General features: G+C 39.2%; 19 protein-coding genes. 16 read left to right on the forward strand and 3 right to left on the reverse strand.

Annotated features, from left to right (window positions below):
* Nucleotides 1-133: 133 nt before the first annotated feature.
* Complete coding sequence (locus ACYVM0_RS24140) at nt 134-520, reverse strand: hypothetical protein (RefSeq protein WP_460561502.1); 387 nt, start codon at nt 518-520, stop codon at nt 134-136.
* 140 nt (nt 521-660) lie between these two features.
* On the opposite strand from ACYVM0_RS24140, the gene ACYVM0_RS24145 reads away from it, so the two are divergent.
* From ACYVM0_RS24145 to ACYVM0_RS24200, 12 genes are all read left to right on the forward strand, one after another.
* Nucleotides 661-2,625, forward strand: a complete 1,965-nt coding sequence (locus ACYVM0_RS24145) for a tetratricopeptide repeat-containing sensor histidine kinase (RefSeq protein WP_460561504.1) — start codon at nt 661-663, stop codon at nt 2,623-2,625.
* A gap of 50 nt (nt 2,626-2,675) precedes the next feature.
* The gene (locus tag ACYVM0_RS24150; protein ID WP_460561506.1) at nt 2,676-3,356 is read left to right on the forward strand and encodes a response regulator; all 681 of its coding nucleotides are present in this window, start codon (nt 2,676-2,678) and stop codon (nt 3,354-3,356) included.
* 83 nt (nt 3,357-3,439) lie between these two features.
* Complete coding sequence (gene paaA / locus ACYVM0_RS24155) at nt 3,440-4,387, forward strand: 1,2-phenylacetyl-CoA epoxidase subunit PaaA (RefSeq protein ID WP_460561508.1); 948 nt, start codon at nt 3,440-3,442, stop codon at nt 4,385-4,387.
* Between the two features lie 31 nt (nt 4,388-4,418).
* Complete coding sequence (locus ACYVM0_RS24160) at nt 4,419-4,793, forward strand: four helix bundle protein (protein ID WP_460561510.1); 375 nt, start codon at nt 4,419-4,421, stop codon at nt 4,791-4,793.
* 31 nt (nt 4,794-4,824) lie between these two features.
* The gene (gene paaB, locus ACYVM0_RS24165; RefSeq protein ID WP_460561512.1) at nt 4,825-5,190 is read left to right on the forward strand and encodes a 1,2-phenylacetyl-CoA epoxidase subunit PaaB; all 366 of its coding nucleotides are present in this window, start codon (nt 4,825-4,827) and stop codon (nt 5,188-5,190) included.
* 27 nt (nt 5,191-5,217) lie between these two features.
* Nucleotides 5,218-5,970, forward strand: a complete 753-nt coding sequence (gene paaC / locus ACYVM0_RS24170) for a 1,2-phenylacetyl-CoA epoxidase subunit PaaC (RefSeq protein WP_460561514.1) — start codon at nt 5,218-5,220, stop codon at nt 5,968-5,970.
* Entirely contained in the window at nt 5,970-7,322 is a 1,353-nt protein-coding gene (locus ACYVM0_RS24175; RefSeq protein ID WP_460561517.1) for an SUMF1/EgtB/PvdO family nonheme iron enzyme, read from the forward strand. The genes paaC and ACYVM0_RS24175 overlap by 1 nt, the downstream gene beginning before the upstream one ends.
* Nucleotides 7,319-7,795, forward strand: a complete 477-nt coding sequence (paaD, locus tag ACYVM0_RS24180) for a PaaD family protein (RefSeq protein WP_460561519.1) — start codon at nt 7,319-7,321, stop codon at nt 7,793-7,795. Before ACYVM0_RS24175 ends, paaD begins: the two co-directional genes overlap by 4 nt.
* 134 nt (nt 7,796-7,929) lie before the next feature.
* On the forward strand, nt 7,930-8,568 hold the full coding sequence (locus ACYVM0_RS24185) for an MgtC/SapB family protein (RefSeq protein WP_460561521.1): 639 nt from the start codon (nt 7,930-7,932) through the stop codon (nt 8,566-8,568).
* A 27-nt stretch (nt 8,569-8,595) separates the two neighbouring features.
* The gene (locus ACYVM0_RS24190) at nt 8,596-9,372 is read left to right on the forward strand and encodes a Clp protease/crotonase-like domain-containing protein (RefSeq protein ID WP_460561523.1); all 777 of its coding nucleotides are present in this window, start codon (nt 8,596-8,598) and stop codon (nt 9,370-9,372) included.
* 74 nt (nt 9,373-9,446) lie between these two features.
* Complete coding sequence (gene paaI / locus ACYVM0_RS24195) at nt 9,447-9,872, forward strand: hotdog family protein (protein ID WP_460561525.1); 426 nt, start codon at nt 9,447-9,449, stop codon at nt 9,870-9,872.
* Nucleotides 9,869-10,459, forward strand: a complete 591-nt coding sequence (locus ACYVM0_RS24200; protein WP_460561527.1) for an acyltransferase — start codon at nt 9,869-9,871, stop codon at nt 10,457-10,459. The genes paaI and ACYVM0_RS24200 overlap by 4 nt, the downstream gene beginning before the upstream one ends.
* A 38-nt stretch (nt 10,460-10,497) precedes the next feature.
* Here the strand turns inward: ACYVM0_RS24200 and ACYVM0_RS24205 are convergent, their stop codons facing one another.
* Nucleotides 10,498-10,842: a DUF6970 domain-containing protein gene (locus ACYVM0_RS24205; RefSeq protein ID WP_460561529.1), complete on the reverse strand. Its 345-nt coding sequence runs from the start codon at nt 10,840-10,842 to the stop codon at nt 10,498-10,500.
* Nucleotides 10,843-10,947: 105 nt separating this feature from the next.
* Here ACYVM0_RS24205 and obgE point away from each other — a divergent pair, with 105 nt between their 5' ends.
* The 4 genes from obgE to ACYVM0_RS24225 all read left to right on the forward strand — a co-directional run bounded on the left by obgE (nt 10,948) and on the right by ACYVM0_RS24225 (nt 15,035).
* Entirely contained in the window at nt 10,948-11,946 is a 999-nt protein-coding gene (gene obgE / locus ACYVM0_RS24210; protein ID WP_460561531.1) for an Obg family GTPase, read from the forward strand.
* A 112-nt stretch (nt 11,947-12,058) separates the two neighbouring features.
* The gene (locus ACYVM0_RS24215; protein ID WP_460561533.1) at nt 12,059-12,988 is read left to right on the forward strand and encodes a CPBP family intramembrane glutamic endopeptidase; all 930 of its coding nucleotides are present in this window, start codon (nt 12,059-12,061) and stop codon (nt 12,986-12,988) included.
* A 219-nt stretch (nt 12,989-13,207) separates the two neighbouring features.
* Complete coding sequence (locus tag ACYVM0_RS24220) at nt 13,208-13,741, forward strand: hypothetical protein (protein ID WP_460561535.1); 534 nt, start codon at nt 13,208-13,210, stop codon at nt 13,739-13,741.
* Between the two features lie 244 nt (nt 13,742-13,985).
* Entirely contained in the window at nt 13,986-15,035 is a 1,050-nt protein-coding gene (locus ACYVM0_RS24225; protein ID WP_460561537.1) for a 3-oxoacyl-ACP synthase III family protein, read from the forward strand.
* A gap of 28 nt (nt 15,036-15,063) precedes the next feature.
* On the opposite strand, the gene ACYVM0_RS24230 is transcribed toward ACYVM0_RS24225, so the two are convergent.
* Nucleotides 15,064-16,359: a hypothetical protein gene (locus tag ACYVM0_RS24230; RefSeq protein WP_460561539.1), complete on the reverse strand. Its 1,296-nt coding sequence runs from the start codon at nt 16,357-16,359 to the stop codon at nt 15,064-15,066.
* Between the last annotated feature and the right edge of the window lie 17 nt (nt 16,360-16,376).

Below are 16,376 nucleotides of genomic sequence, written 5' to 3' on the forward strand. Positions count from 1 at the left end.
ATCCCTGAGTTTTAAAAAAAATAGTAGGTGGTAAGTAAAGGGATATTGGATGTAGCTGCAAATCTTAGAATGGTAGTAAAGACGGCGATACTTTATTTATTGTATTGCTGCCTAAAGGGCCAACGGGATCATTTTATTTTGTCATGGTAAACGTTTGATTTATTATCAACCCTCCTCCCGAAATCCTGGAGGCTCCCTGCATATTGCTGAATCCTGCATTCATTTTTCCTTTCAATTGCACGCTGGCAGTGTTTATAAAAATGCTGTCTGCAATTATGGTGTAGGTACCTTCTTCTTTAAATACACTGCTGCCGGTAGTATCGCCCAGTGTAAGGCTGCCGGTGTTAAATAATTGCCGTGCTGTACCATTGGTTCTTACAATGGTGCCAATGCCATAGGTATTGGTACTGCCCTTCCAGTAACCGGTAACCGATGCAGGAGCTGCCGCCACATCATCATTTTTAGAACAGGAGCCGTATACACAGGTGCAAAAAATAATAATCAGAATGGCGTACTTCATAACAAAAATTTAAGGTGAATGATATGGTTGTAAAACTGCTCAAAAAGCACAGGTGTTGCAATACTCAATTTGTAGTAGTACAACGTTTTTTAATACATTCAATATGATTAATACCTATTTTTAATTAATTATTTAAACAGATGAAACAGCCTGTATACAAGTGGATAATTTTATTGCTGTGTTTTGCTACCCATAACCTGCAGGCGCAAACCAGGGTAATCGACAGCCTTAAGCAATTGTATAAAAATGCTACCGATGGAGATAATAAACTGTCAGCCCTTTTTAACCTTTGCGAACAGCACCAGAGTATTCAGAAGGATACACTTTATTTATACGCAGTTGAAGCCGGCAAACTTGCAAATGATACCCATGATAAAATTAATAAAGGCCGTGCTGCAGTAATATTAATTAATGCTTACCTGCGCAAGGGAAAAACTGACAGCGCAGAAGCCATCGTAAATGCAAATCTTCCGCTGTATGATGTAAAAGATGCCGAAACAAGAAGCCTGTTTTTTTTGTTGAGTGCTTTGCAGGTGGATTGCTTTGGCGAAAAAACAAATTACGAAGATGCGGTAGCAGCATTGTATAAAATAATAAACCTGGCGGAGCAGTATAAGGATTTTCCTGTGCTGGCAAAAAACATGAGTACACTGGGCGTAATTAATTATAACCTTAATCATGTACCCGAGGCCTTTAGCTGGTATTTTAAAGGTTTGGCCGTTTGCCAGGATGCGCCGGCATTTTATGCTCCTGCATCTGTACTGTACATTAACCTGGCAGAAACCTATCGTTGGGTTGAAAAAACAGATTCTGCTATTTACTGCATCAACAAAGCTATTCCCCTTTGCGAAAAAGCTGGCAATCTTTTTTACCTGGCCAATGCGCTCAGGGTAAAAGCCGGTATTTACAAAGCCCGGAAAAATTACGAACAGGCAGAAAAGACGATGCTGGAGTGTATTGCTATCAGGCAAAAAACAGAGGGCATTTTACCACTCTCCAACGAGCAGGTGGCACTGGCTTCTATTTATATGAATTGGGGAAAGACTGAGAAAGCCATTCATGAACTCACCACGGCCCTTGCATTAAGTGATTCCGCAACTACTACTTCAAAATCCGCATCAGGCAGCGAAGCAGATGTGTTAAAAATTTCTTACTACACCACACTGGCAAGATGTTATAAACTAAAGGGCGATGATAAGAATTATACCATTACACTCGAAAAAATGATTGCCGCAAAAGATGCTTTTTATGAAGCCAATTCTGCTAATGCTTTAGCAGAACTGCAGGCAAAATATGAATTGCAGAAAAAAGAAAGCACCATCATCAAACAAAAACTGGATATAACGCAACAGAACTATTTATTTTATGGCTCCCTGATATTTGCCGCATTTACTTTACTGGTATTGTGGCTGCTGTTTAGAAATTACCGGCGTAAACAACATATAAAAATGCAGTTTGCCCTGCAGGAAGAAAAAAGAATTGCCGCACAATCTATTATTGATGCAGAGGAAAATGAACGCAAAAGAATTGCTGCCGATCTGCATGATAACATAGGCGCCTATGCCTCGGCAATACGTGCTGATGTGGAAAAGATAACTGACAATGGCTTTGAAAAAAATAATGCGGCCCTGCAAAACCTGCAGCAGCATTCGCAGGAAATCATTAATTCTTTAAGAGATACTATCTGGGTATTGAATAAAGAACATATTACTATTACCGGCATCAGCGACCGCATTAAAAATTATATCAGTAAACTACAACCTACGTATGATATGGTGCAGTTTCATATCAACGAATTCATCACCAATGATGTACGTATCAGCTCTCAACATGCGTTAAACATTTTCAGGATAACACAGGAAGCTATTCATAATGCATTAAAACATAGTAATGCAGCTAATATCAATATTGATATACGCAGTACAGATAATATTGCCATTCATATTGCAGATGATGGCGCAGGAATTAAAAACCAGGATAAAGCTGAAGGTAATGGCTTATTAAATATGAAAGCGAGGGCAAAAGAAATTGGTATGGAAGTTTTTGTTGCCGCCCCGTCAACTGGCGGAACTACAGTAACTTTAAAAACTGCTACTACAAATTAAGTATTAGCATAAAATTTAAAAACCTATACTTTGCAACAGAATCAAATAACATGGGTAAAGCAATAAAAATAGGGCTGGTAGATGATAAGGCTGTTAACCGAAGCAGTATTACAGGTAAAATAAAACAGTTTGAAGACCTTGATTTTTGCTTTGTTGCAGTTAATGGTAACGATTGCCTGCAACAGTTAAAGGGATTGCCATTGGAAAAAATGCCACAGGTAATTTTTATAGATCTTGAAATGCCCGAAATGGATGGCGTACAAACCATCAGCATTGCAAGAGCTGTATATCCTGAAATATATTTTATTGTATTAACTGTTTTTGATGATGATGATAAAATATTTGAAGCCATTAAAGCAGGCGCACATGGGTATTTACTTAAAGACGAAAGTGCTGTTACCTTACACAATGCCATTACCAACGTATTGGAGAATGGTGGCGCACCCATGAGTGCAGCTATTGCCCGTAAAGCAATGGAAATGCTGGGCAGGGCCACCTTACCCACAGAAACAAAAGCTGCAGAACCGCATTTACTGGATGCCTTACTTACCGAAAGGGAAAAAGAGATTTTGTTACATACCATTAACGGGCTGGACGCCAAACGTATTGCTGCTGTGCTGGATATCAGCGTATTAACCATTCGCAAGCATATTGCCAATGTGTACCAGAAGCTGCATGTGAACAGCAAGGCGCAAATCATCAATCTTGCCCATAAAAATAACTGGGTGTAAATACTTTAATACATTTTGCAAAACCTTACGATGCTAACAGTTGTTAGTTTTTTTGTATTATTTTTACAATATAAACTACAACCATGGAAGTACAGCATCCTGAACAGATTTTCCAGGACAAAATTGACCGGGAGATAAAGATTGAGCCAAAGGATTGGATGCCGGAGGCGTACCGTAAAACCAATATACGCCAGATAAGCCAGCATGCGCATAGCGAAATTGTGGGTATGCTGCCCGAAGGCAACTGGATCAGCCGTGCTCCTTCTTTAAAACGCAAAGCAATTTTACTTGCCAAAGTGCAGGATGAGGCCGGGCACGGTTTGTATTTATACAGTGCTGCAGAAACCCTGGGCACAAGCCGCGATGAGATGATCAACGACCTGCACAGTGGCAAAGCAAAATACTCTTCCATTTTTAATTACCCCACATTAACCTGGGCAGATATGGGTGCTGTTGGCTGGCTGGTAGATGGCGCTGCTATTTTAAACCAGGTAATGTTATGCCGTACCAGCTATGGCCCTTATGCAAGGGCAATGGTACGTATCTGCAAAGAAGAAAGTTTTCACCAGCGCCAGGGTTTTGAATCTTTATTGGTACTATCGCAGGGAACGGATGAACAAAAAGCGATGTGCCAGGATGCGATCAACAGGTGGTGGTGGCCTTCATTAATGATGTTTGGCCCAAAAGATGCCGAATCTACCAACAGCGATCAAAGCATGAAATGGAAGATCAAAAGAAAAACCAATGATGAGTTGCGCCAGCAGTTTGTTGACATGATTGCAGAACAAATAAAAGTATTGGGCATGACATTGCCTGATGATAAACTAAAATGGAATGAAGAAAGAAAGCATTACGATTTTGGTGAGATCAACTGGGATGAATTCTGGGCCGTGGTAAAAGGTAATGGCCCTTGTAATAAACAAAGGTTAGAGGCGAGGCGTAATGCACATGAAGAAGGTAAATGGGTAAGGGAAGCAGCCATGGCATATGCAGAGAAAAAAGCCAACCAGCTTAAAGAAAAAGCTGCCTGAGAATTATTGATTAATAATTATTAATTATTTCATGGCTACTTACAATCACTTTTATGACTTGCCTGCGTATAAAATTTGCAGGGCTTTTAGAAAAAAGATTTCATTATTAGCTAAAAAGCATTTTCCAAAATATGAAAATTTTCATCTAACAGCCCAAATATTAGATTCCAGTAGATCTGTTACAGCAAATATTGCTGAAGGCTTTGGAAGATTTCATTACCAGGAAAATATTCAATTTTGCAGACAGGCAAGGGGATCTCTTACAGAAACTATGGAACATATAATTACAGCTTATGATGATAAATTTATTGAAAAGGAAATCCTAACTGAAGTGAATAAGGATTACAAAGAATGTTTAAAACAAATTAATGGATACATAAAATATTTAAAAGACACTAAATCCTGAAATAATTAATAATTATTAATCAATAATTCTGATGACTATTAAAATAACTAAATACTATTACGGTGATATCCCCGAAGAAAAAGCAACGGGCAATCTTTATAAAACAGAGCATGATAACAACACCTGGCCGCTCTGGGAAATTTTCATCCGCAGTAAACAAGGTTTAGATCACAAACACGTAGGAAGTTTACATGCAGCCGATGCAGCGATGGCAATTGAAAATGCAAGGGATGTTTATACCAGGAGGCAGGAAGGTGTAAGCATCTGGGTGGTGGAAAGTAAATACATCACGGCATCAAACCCCGAAGAAGCCGGTGAATTGTATGAACCTGCAGCAGATAAAATTTACCGCCATCCTACATTTTATGAATTACCGGATGCAGTGGGGCATATGTAGGATTAATTAATAATGAATAAGTAAATAATGAATAGTTTTTTAGTTGATTATACACTGCATCTTGCAGACACTACGTTAATTCTGGCGCAACGCAACGCAGAATGGTGCGGCCATGGGCCGATACTGGAACAGGATATTGCCATCACTAATATTTCCCTGGACCTGATTGGTCAATCAAGAAATTTTTATCAGTATGCTGCTACATTAATGGGTGGTGATACTGATGAGGATAAATTAGCCTATTTAAGAAAAGAGAGAGAATTCAAAAATTTATTATTAACAGAACAACCTAATGGCGATTGGGGACAAACTATTTTACGGCAGTACCTGTTCAGCCAATATCAATATTTATTGTTTGAAAAACTGCAACACAGTAAAGACGAACAACTGGCAGCTATTACTACCAAAGCACTGAAAGAAATAAAATACCATTTACGCTGGAGCAGCGAATGGGTGGTACGCTTAGGTGATGGCACTGAAGAAAGTAAAATAAGAATGCTTGGAGCCATTGATGAATTATGGCGGTACTCAGGAGAAATGTTTGTAAGTACACCCTATGAATTACAATGTGCTGCTGAGGAAACAGGCTTTGATTGTTCCTTATTAAAAGCGGAATGGTTACAAAAAGTAAAAACCATTTTTGAAGAAGCAACATTGCCATTGCCTGAAAAAGTGTTTATGCAAAACGGTGGTAAAGATGGCATACATACCGAACACCTGGGTTATATTTTAGCAGAATTGCAATATGTGCAAAGAGCATATCCAAATTCAACCTGGTAATGAAAAGCTGTAAACAAAAAAATATCGTTTACTTTTTTGTCTTTCTTCTTCTTATCACCGCCTTGCCCTCATTTGCACAGGTTGATGCTGATTTAAACTCAATTAAAAAAACAATATCCAAAACCGATAAGCTTTTAGCTGAAGAATTTGCAGCCATTAAACTCATTCCGGCTAAAACGTTTTTGTTGCAGGAATACGAAGGCCATGACTCCTTAAGTTTTTATATGGCTGAAAAAAACTCAATTAATAGTTTTTATATTTCGCCCTATGAGGTTACCAACAAACAATACCGGCAATTTATAGATTATGTACAGGATTCAATTTTGAGGCACTTGCTTGGGTATGAAAAACAAATTAATCCGGATATTATATGCATCGACTGGTCAAGAAAAATCGATATCAGAAAAGCAAGCTTTGAGATAGATAAAACAGACCATCCGGGTACTAAGTCGATTTTTACAAAAACAAATGGCATTATTCATTTACTTCCCAAGTATCTTGTTTATGCTTATACAGATGGACAAAAGTGGATACGGATTCCGGTAATGCCCGATGTTGATGCCTGGAAAAATGATTATCCCTATTCTTACAATGAGCCGATGTTTGTCGATCGCTTCTTCCATCCTGCTTTTAATAATTACCCTGTAACAGGAGTAAGTTTTTACCAGGCCCAGGCGTACTGCAATTGGAAAACCCGGCAAATACAAAAAGCCACCAGTACTGTTGCAGGTATTGAGGTAGTGATTTCTTTACCCACTTTATTTCAGTGGGAAGCCGCTGCCACTTCCGGTAGCGTGCCTGGTAATGATACAACATTGCACAGCAGAGATATTATAGGGATAAATGAGTACCGCAGATTTTTAAACAAACCTATAAAGGCTAATAAAAAAAATGGTATCGATTATGATTGCAATTTCTTTACTATCATGGATGCCAATGGATACATCATCAAAAATCCCGGAGATGACGGTGAAGTATTTACCATGCCGGTAAATGCATATGAGCCCAATTTCAACGGCCTGTACAATATGAAAGGTAATGTAGCTGAATGGACAGTTACAGATGGGGATGAATGCTATGGGGAATTAAAAAAGATATTGCCTGGCGGGGCAATTTCGTGGAAACACTTTGCAGATAGTATAAACAATACCGGCACTGGTGAAATTATTTCATACCTACCCCCGGATAGTTTTATCAATAAGATGAAGGGAACAAAAATTGTAAAAGGTGGAAGCTGGAAAAGTACAGCATTTTATATACAACCAGGCGTTCATCAGTTCTATTCCCCTGCTGCACAAGATGGTGGCATCGGCTTAAGATATATTGTATTAATTCAAAGAAAAGCGAAATGACGGGCAATGCAACAGAAAAAATATGGCTGGTATTGGAAACCGTTTGCGATCCTGAAGTGCCTGTACTTACCATTATAGATTTAGGTATTGTAAGAGATGTAAAAATCAACGGGGAAGAAGTTGAAGTGGTAATTACGCCAACATACACCGGTTGCCCGGCCATGGATATGATTGCGATGAACATCCGTTTGGCATTACTTGAAAATGGCTATACCAAAATAAAAATCACTTCGGTGTTATCGCCTGCCTGGACAACAGATTGGATGAGCGAAGCAGGAAAACAAAAATTAAAAGTGTATGGTATTGCACCACCTGTTACCAGGTCTGGCGATGCGGCCAACCCGGTGATTGAGTGCCCGCAATGCCACTCCACCAATACCAGATGCATCAGCGAATTTGGCAGTACGGCCTGTAAAGCACTTTACCAATGCCAGGATTGTAAAGAACCCTTTGATTATTTTAAGTGTCATTAACATGGTCTGACGTCCCGCCAGACCATGGACGGCGTAAAACGCTGAAATGAATTAAAAGAGTTCACTTATTTTTACAACACTTACACCACGGTCAGGCGGGACGTCAGACTGTGGTGTAGCTTAAATCAATAATTATGAACCTCTCTATTTATTTTGAAGAAGCTGCGCAGGTATCGGCAGCCTTTATCATTGGTGCCATTATTGGTTTAGAAAGAGAATTCAGAAGTAAGCCAGCCGGGTTCAGAACGATGATATTGATTTGCGTCGGTTCCTGCTTATACACCATCATTTCAAAAGAAAGTACCGGAAGTACCGACAGAATTGCCAGTAATATTGTTACAGGAATTGGTTTCATCGGTGCTGGTGTAATTTTTAAAGAAGGCATTTCAGTAAATGGCTTAACTACTGCTGCATTAATCTGGGTAACTGCCGCATTGGGCATGGCAATTGGCTACCATTATTATCCGATCGCAATTGTGGTAACAGCTATTGTGGTAATTACATTATTTGTGCTGGAGCCGGTACAACGTTTTATCAATAAATTTCACAAAGTAAAAGATTACCGGATCAAGACCGTTTCTATTGGTGAGAATTTTAAAAAAGAATTAGAGGTCTTTTTTGAACATAATGAAATGACCTATCGCTGTATGAAAATGATCAAAGAAAATAATGATGCTGTATATATTTACCGTATCAGTTCGCCAGACAGAAATTATGATGCAGTCAATCATTTTTTGTTACGACATGCCGAAGTAAAAAGTTTTGAAGTATAAATTATTAATTCCAAAAAATCACCTGATATGAATTCCGTTCTTTTCGAAATAAAAAACAATATCGCTTTTATCACTTTAAACCGTCCTGAAAAATTTAATTCTTTCAACCGTGAGATGGCGTTGCTCCTGCAGGCGCACCTGGATGAATGTGCCAGCGTACCTGATATACGTTGTGTATACATCACAGGCGCAGGCAAAGCATTTTGTGCCGGCCAGGACATCAGCGAACTGGTGGGAGAAAATAAAATAGCATTGAAACAAATTTTATCGGAGCATTATAATCCCATCGTAAAACGCATCAGGAATTTACCTAAGCCGGTAGTGTGTGCAATAAATGGTGTTGCCGCAGGTGCCGGTGCCAATATTGCGTTGTGTTGCGATGTTGTGGTGGCAACAGAAGCTGCAGCTTTTATTCAGGCATTCAGTAAGATTGGACTGATACCTGACAGCGGCGGCACTTTTACTTTACCCCGTTTAATTGGCTGGCAAAAAGCAAGTGCTTTAATGATGACCGGAGATAAACTGAGCGCCGCTGATGCAGAAAAGATGGGTATGATCTACAAGGTTTTTACCAACGATATTTTTGAAGCAGAAAGTAAAAACATTGCTGCCACACTTTCGCAAATGCCAACCAAAGGCCTGGCTTACACCAAACATGCTTTAAACAATGCCTTTAATAATTCGTGGGAAGAACAATTATTACTGGAAGATGAATACCAGCAAAAAGCAGCATTAACAACAGATTATACAGAAGGCATTAGTGCTTTTCTGGAAAAGAGATCACCTGTATTTAAAGGGGAATAAAACCCCTGAATCTCCTAATGGGACTTTAAGCACTTCACTACTTTAAAACACTTTTTATTATTCAACTTTAAGAAATGAATGTAGATAAAGATTCCTCAGCAAAAGCAGTTGTAACACACATGATGGAAAACGACCTGTTTTCGCAATGGCTTGGTATTACTGTTATCGACATCAGGGAAGGGTATAGTAAAATACAAATGACGGTAAGAAAAGAAATGATCAATGGCTTTGGTATTGTACATGGCGGCATTGCCTTTTCATTGGGCGACAGTGCTTTTGCCTTTGCCTGTAATAACCGTAATGTATTATCCGTGGCGTTGGATACTTCAATCAATTTTATTAAGCCTGTACACATCAACGATGTTTTAACTGCAGAAGCAAAGGAATTGCACAATGGAAAATCAACAGGCTTGTATCATATTACTATCACTAACCAGAATGAACATGTAGTAGCAATGTTCAAAGGCACTTGTTACCGCACAGGAAAACCAATGATATGATATATTCTTTCAAAAATTTCATACCGGTGATTCATGAATCATCTTTCATTCATCCACAGGCTGCTGTTACAGGCAATGTAATTATTGGTAAAGATTGCTACATCGGCCCCGGTGCCGCCTTGCGTGGAGATTGGGGACAGATCATTATTGAAGACGGCTGTAATGTACAGGAGAATTGTACGGTACATATGTTTCCCGGTGTAACGGTGCTTTTAAAAGCCGGTGCTCATATTGGTCATGGTGCAGTAATACATGGAGCTACTATCGGCAAAAATTGCCTGGTAGGCATGAATGCGGTAATAATGGATAATGTTGTTTTAGGGGATGAATGTATTGTAGGCGCTTTAAGTTTTATTAAAGCGGATGAACAGTTTGAAGCCAGGAGTGTGATTGTGGGTAATCCGGCAAAAAAAATAAAAGAAGTAAGTGATGAGATGATCAATTGGAAAACTGAAGGCACCAGGTTATACCAGCAATTACCAAAAGATATGTTTGACCATTGTAAACCCTGCGAACCTTTAAGGGTAATTCCCGAAGGGTATGCAAAACAAACTGCAGATTATAAAACCTGGAACCAGAGCAAGTAGTTTTACATGTTCAGACGAGGACGTCAGACCATGTTGAACTATTTCGGCGCCTGCCACACCATTTTTTCTTTCTTTTTTTCTGTAGTAAAATCAGGCAGTTTGCCATCGCCTTTACCGGTAAAGCCGCCATCGGGATGGCCTAATAAATTACAGTTGCTGTCGTACACTTCATTAAAAAAATCGCAACAAGGCATGGTTACATAATACACTTTTTTGCCTTTGTACTCATACTCAATTACATTTTGCGGCTGCTCATGCTTAGCCATTTTTTTATAGGCCTCTATCTTTTTCTTTATGCAGGAGGGCAGCGTATCTTTTACTTTCTTTTTCTGAAATGAAGAACAGATAACAATAACGATCAGTAAGGCAAATATTTTTTTCATGCTGGTGTTTATAGTGTATTTGCAAATGTAATACCAAACTGCTGTTTTATAATATCCGCCTGTTAATTGCTTAAATCTTTAAATTTTACTGACCTTTGCGTCAGAATGGAAAAATCAAATTTTGTAGACCAGATAAGGATATTCTGCCGCAGCGGGCATGGCGGCGCTGGCAGTAAGCATTTTATGCGTAATAAACTTACTGCTATGGGTGGCCCTGATGGTGGCGATGGCGGCCGTGGCGCCCATATTATTTTAAAAGGCAACAGCCAGTTATGGACCTTATTGCACTTACGTTATTTTAAGAATGTATTGGCAGAAGACGGGGAAAATGGCAGCAAAAACAACAGTACCGGGGCTTTTGGCAAAGATATCATTATAGAAGTACCCTTAGGTACAGTTGCCAGGGATGAGGAAACGAACGCTGTAGTAGCCGAAATTTTAGAAGATGGCCAGGAAATTATTTTAGCCAAAGGTGGCCGTGGCGGATTGGGCAACAGTAATTTTAAAACCGCTACTAACCAGTCGCCTGAATATGCACAACCGGGAGAGGTAGGAGAAGAAGGCTGGAAAGTGTTAGAGTTAAAAGTATTGGCCGATGTTGGCCTGGTAGGTTTTCCAAATGCCGGTAAATCTACTTTATTAAGCAGTATTACCGCTGCCAAACCAAAAATTGCTGATTATGCTTTTACAACCCTGGTGCCGCAATTAGGCATGGTGGAATATCGTGATGGTAAAAGTTTTTGCATTGCCGATTTACCGGGTATTATTGAAGGTGCTGCCGAAGGAAAAGGTTTAGGTCATCGCTTTTTACGACATATAGAACGCAACTCCATTTTGTTATTTTTAATTCCTGCCGATAGTGCAGACCATAAAAAAGAATTCGAGATCCTGCTTAACGAACTGGAAGAATACAATCCCGAAATGTTGCAGAAGGATTTTGTAATTGCTATAAGCAAAAGTGATATGCTGGATGATGAATTAAAAACAGCTATTGCAAAAGAATTACCTAAAAAAATTCCACACGTTTTTATCTCGTCAGTAACCAGGTCGGGATTACAGGAATTGAAAGACTTACTCTGGAAAACACTAAATACAGCAAAGTAAAGTAGCTGGCTATAGTATACACTTGGTACGCTTGTAAATAAAGTTTAACTTCATTGTATTATATCCTCTGTTGAAATTATCGGCAGGGGTTTTTTATAAATACTATTGCATCTTGAACCAGGTTTTTAAATACATCAGGGAGTTTTATCAAAAAGAATTTAACCCCTGGTATTTTTTATTGATCCTTTTATTATTGGCCACTCTTATCTATTTAAACTACTGGCATTTTTTAGAGCGTCGCTATGCTGCCAATGCCAAAACCAAATGGGCGGGCTTTGCAGGCTATTACCTGTTATATTTTATTCCTTTTGCCACAGCATTTTTTTTGCAGTTATTATTTTTTAAAGATTGTAGTTATTATCATCAACCCTGGTTCTGGATCATTCTTATACTGGCACCCGCATTTTTCTCTTTCCGTGTAAATTTCGATTTTCACGAAGTTATCATCAACAACATATGGACAGGTAATGAATTGCAATTCTGGTTGCGTTGTATCAACTGGGTGGTTCGTGTGTTGGTATTATTAATTCCCATTTTTATCATCTGGTTTATAAAGGATAGAAATAACCAACCCTTTTACGGTACAAAAGCGTTAGATGATATTAAGCCGTATCTTATCATGCTGCTCATCATGATTCCATTATTAGCATTGGCCAGTACACAAAAAGATTTTTTAAGTATGTACCCCAAAGCTAAATTTTTAACCGGGTTACAAACAGGTCATCAAAAATGGCGTTATGTAGTGTACGAGTTATGTTATGGTTTTGATTTTGTGAGTATAGAATTTTTCTTTCGTGGGTTTTTAATTTTATCACTATTAAAAATTTGTGGCACCCATTCCATAATTCCCGTAGCTTGTTTTTATTGCACCATTCACCTGGGCAAGCCCATGGGTGAAGCCATCAGCAGTTTTTGGGGTGGCTTACTCTTAGGCATTGTGAGTTATAATACCGGTAGCGTGTGGGGCGGCCTGATAGTACACTTAGGTATTGCCTGGTTTATGGAAATCGGGGGTTGGCTGGGCGCTTTGTTTAAAAAATAATTATCTGCCAGATATTTTGCTGCACTATAAATTTAATCAGTGCAGTAAATGAAACCTGCTGCAGAATTAAAAAACTAAATCTATCTTTCAGGTATTATCAAAGCTGCCCTACTGTAAAAAAGGGATTCTTACTTAAAAAACAATGCAGAAACGCACTGGCCTAAACGTGGTTTTACTCTTGCTGATACAGCATTTCAGCAGTATATTTGTAATAATTGGATGAAAACAATTTTCACCATATCGTTATTCTTTCTTTTAACCACCCTCCTCTGCTCCTGTCCCTACAGCTCTCAATATAAGTTAGACGAAAACCCCAACATTTATGTAGAGGATGATTTACTCGGCAGCTGGGCTACTTTTGTAAAAAAACCAGTGACCGGTAAAGAAGAACCGGTAAAACTTATCCTGAGTAAAAAAAATGATACCGAATATAATATCGCTTTCACCGGAAAAATAGATGAGCTGCGGCCTTTTAAGTTAGTAGCCAAAGATTCTATCAGCGGTACTGCTTTTATGAGTACTGCTGCCGGCAGACAGTTTTTGAACATTACCATTAAAGGCTCCAATTATATTGCCGAATTAAAATTAAAAGATGGTACACTCTCCTTATTACCATTGGTGGAACATTTTACCGGCAAGATGATACAGAATAATACAGATTTAAGAAACTGCGTGGAGTTTCATTACAGAACCCGTGTACATGCCATGTATGATGATGAATTTTGTTTAAGGGATATGGTGAAGGTGAATTAACATGGACTGACGGCCTCGTCTGACCATGTTAATTTGATGACGAACTTTTATACTGCTATTGATCTTCATTGGCATCCGCTGTGGCGGGCAACTGCATTTCTCTATTCACTAAATGTTTTTTAAGCTCAGCGCCTCATGGTCAGACGAAGACGTCAGACCATGGGGAAGACCAGCTAATGGTTGCAATTGAAATAGTTGCAAATGTCCCCGATTTTGTAAATTGCTTCACTAAACCAACGATTGTATGCCACTAAGTAAGATTGCCGGTATTGGATATTATGTTCCCAAAAACGTTTTTACCAATAATGACCTCACTAAATTTATGGACACCAGCGACGAATGGATACAGGAACGTACCGGTATTCAGGAACGCCGCTACGCACACCGCACCGAAGAAACCACTACTACCATGGGCGTGGCCGCCGCTGCCATTGCTATTGAAAGAGCAGGCATTACGCCACAGGATATCGACTTTATTGTTTTTGCAACCTTAAGCCCGGATTATTATTTCCCGGGTTGCGGCGTATTATTACAACGTGCCATGAAGATGAAAGAAATTGGCGCATTGGATGTCCGCAATCAATGCAGTGGTTTTGTATATGCGCTTTCTGTTGCCGATCAATTCATCAAAACAGGCATGTATAAAAACATTTTGGTAGTGGGCAGCGAAAAACATTCCTTTGGTTTAGACTTTAGCACCAGAGGCAGAAACATTTCGGTAATATTTGGTGATGGTGCCGGTGCAGTGGTTTTACAACCCACCACAAAAGAAGGCCAAGGCATTTTAAGTACGCATTTACATAGCGATGGCGATAGTGCAGAGATATTAGCCATGTACAATCCCGGCACCCATGCCAATCACTGGACTGCTAACAAAGTAGCCGACTTTGATGATGCTGAAATGGGCGAAATGTTTATGAGCCACGATATGATTGATCATGCACAGAACTTTCCCAATATGGATGGGCCGGCTGTTTTTAAAAAAGCTATTGTAAAATTTCCCGAAGTAATTATGGAGGCTTTGGCAGCAAATAATTTGCAAACCAGTGATATTAATTTACTGATACCGCACCAGGCTAATTTACGCATTGCACAATTTGTACAGCAGAAATTAAAATTGTCTGACGACCAGGTGTATAATAACATTCAAAAGTATGGCAACACTACGGCCGCTTCTGTACCCATTGCCCTATGCGAAGCATGGGAATTGGGTAAAGTAAAAGAAGGCGACCTGGTTTGCCTGGCAGCTTTTGGCAGCGGCTTTACCTGGGCAAGCGCATTGCTGCGATGGTAACTCATCCTCATTGGAGGCGAGGATGCGGCTATCTATTAAAAGGAAACTCATTTACCCAATGAAATCCCCTGTTCACCAACCTGAATTTATTTTCATCAAAACGCTTGAGCCTGATATACACGGAGTCATTTGTCATTGTGCCTGTCGGGCCACTCAGGGTTAAATAAACAGAATCCCTTAAATAGTTCAGGTGCATTTTGTTCATCGTATCCCAGTTAGGAAATACGGTAGCCGTTTTATTGATCGTATCAATTTGAAAATTATAATTCCTGCTGGTATCATTATTTAAACGGATGGCGGCATAATTTTCTCTTTGTATAATTATTCTTTCCCAGCGTGTAGTATCGGTATCTAAAGGAGGTATTGTATCATTATTCCTTATAAACATTTCAGTATAATAAATGCCGTACAGCGGCGGCTTCGGTGCTTTTTCACCATATAACTTTTGTGCGTCTAAGGCACCAGTAAAATTGATCCATAAATAAAACAGTACCAGTACCCACTTTAATGCAAGCAAGCTATAGCGAAGTTTTTTGTTGCTATAAGGCAAAGTAATATCTGCAGCCAAGGTTACCCTGTTTAAAATAAAAAAGTTCACCAGTCTTTTTAAATCTTTCCATAATAAAAATATACTCATTAATATCGTATTAAAGGAAAGTAGTTTTACCGGCACATCGTACCCGATATTGATCATAAATACATTCGTCATTACACCAAGACAAACCAATGCGCCGATGGTAGTTGTTCTTCTGAAGAGCAATAGCACGCCTGCCAGTAACTCTGCATATCCGGTAAAATAATTATAGCTGGTGGAATAGCCCATATAAGTCCATGCCAGGCCCATCGGCGACGAATCTCCATAAGGCTGTACCAGCCGGCCCAGGTAAGGAAACGGAAATTGTAATTTGATCACTTTAAACAACCCATAACTGATCATGGTATAAAAGAGGTAGTACCTTACCAGTACCCGTATCCAGTAGTAAAGTGTGTTATAGCTGATACGTTTCCTGTCCAGCAAAGTCCAGGCTATTGTACCAATTACAGTAAGCACAATACCGAAAAACCACAACATATAATCATAGGTAGTATCGCCACTGCCATTGGTAAAAATGGTGATATCATTCTTATAGCCAAAAAACGTTTTGGCAAACCAGGGAATAAACCGGTGCAGCTGGTTATTCAGCCATTCATACAAATTATTAATTAGTGGTAATTCATTATTGGGGGTAAAAAAAATATAAATGGCAAAATAGAGAAAGCAGAAGCGAAAAAGTATTCTTTTAAAGCCGGTCCATTCAATCGCCGGTACTGTTGCTATTTGCATAAGTTAATTTTAGTAGG

This window comes from Ferruginibacter profundus (assembly GCF_054783275.1).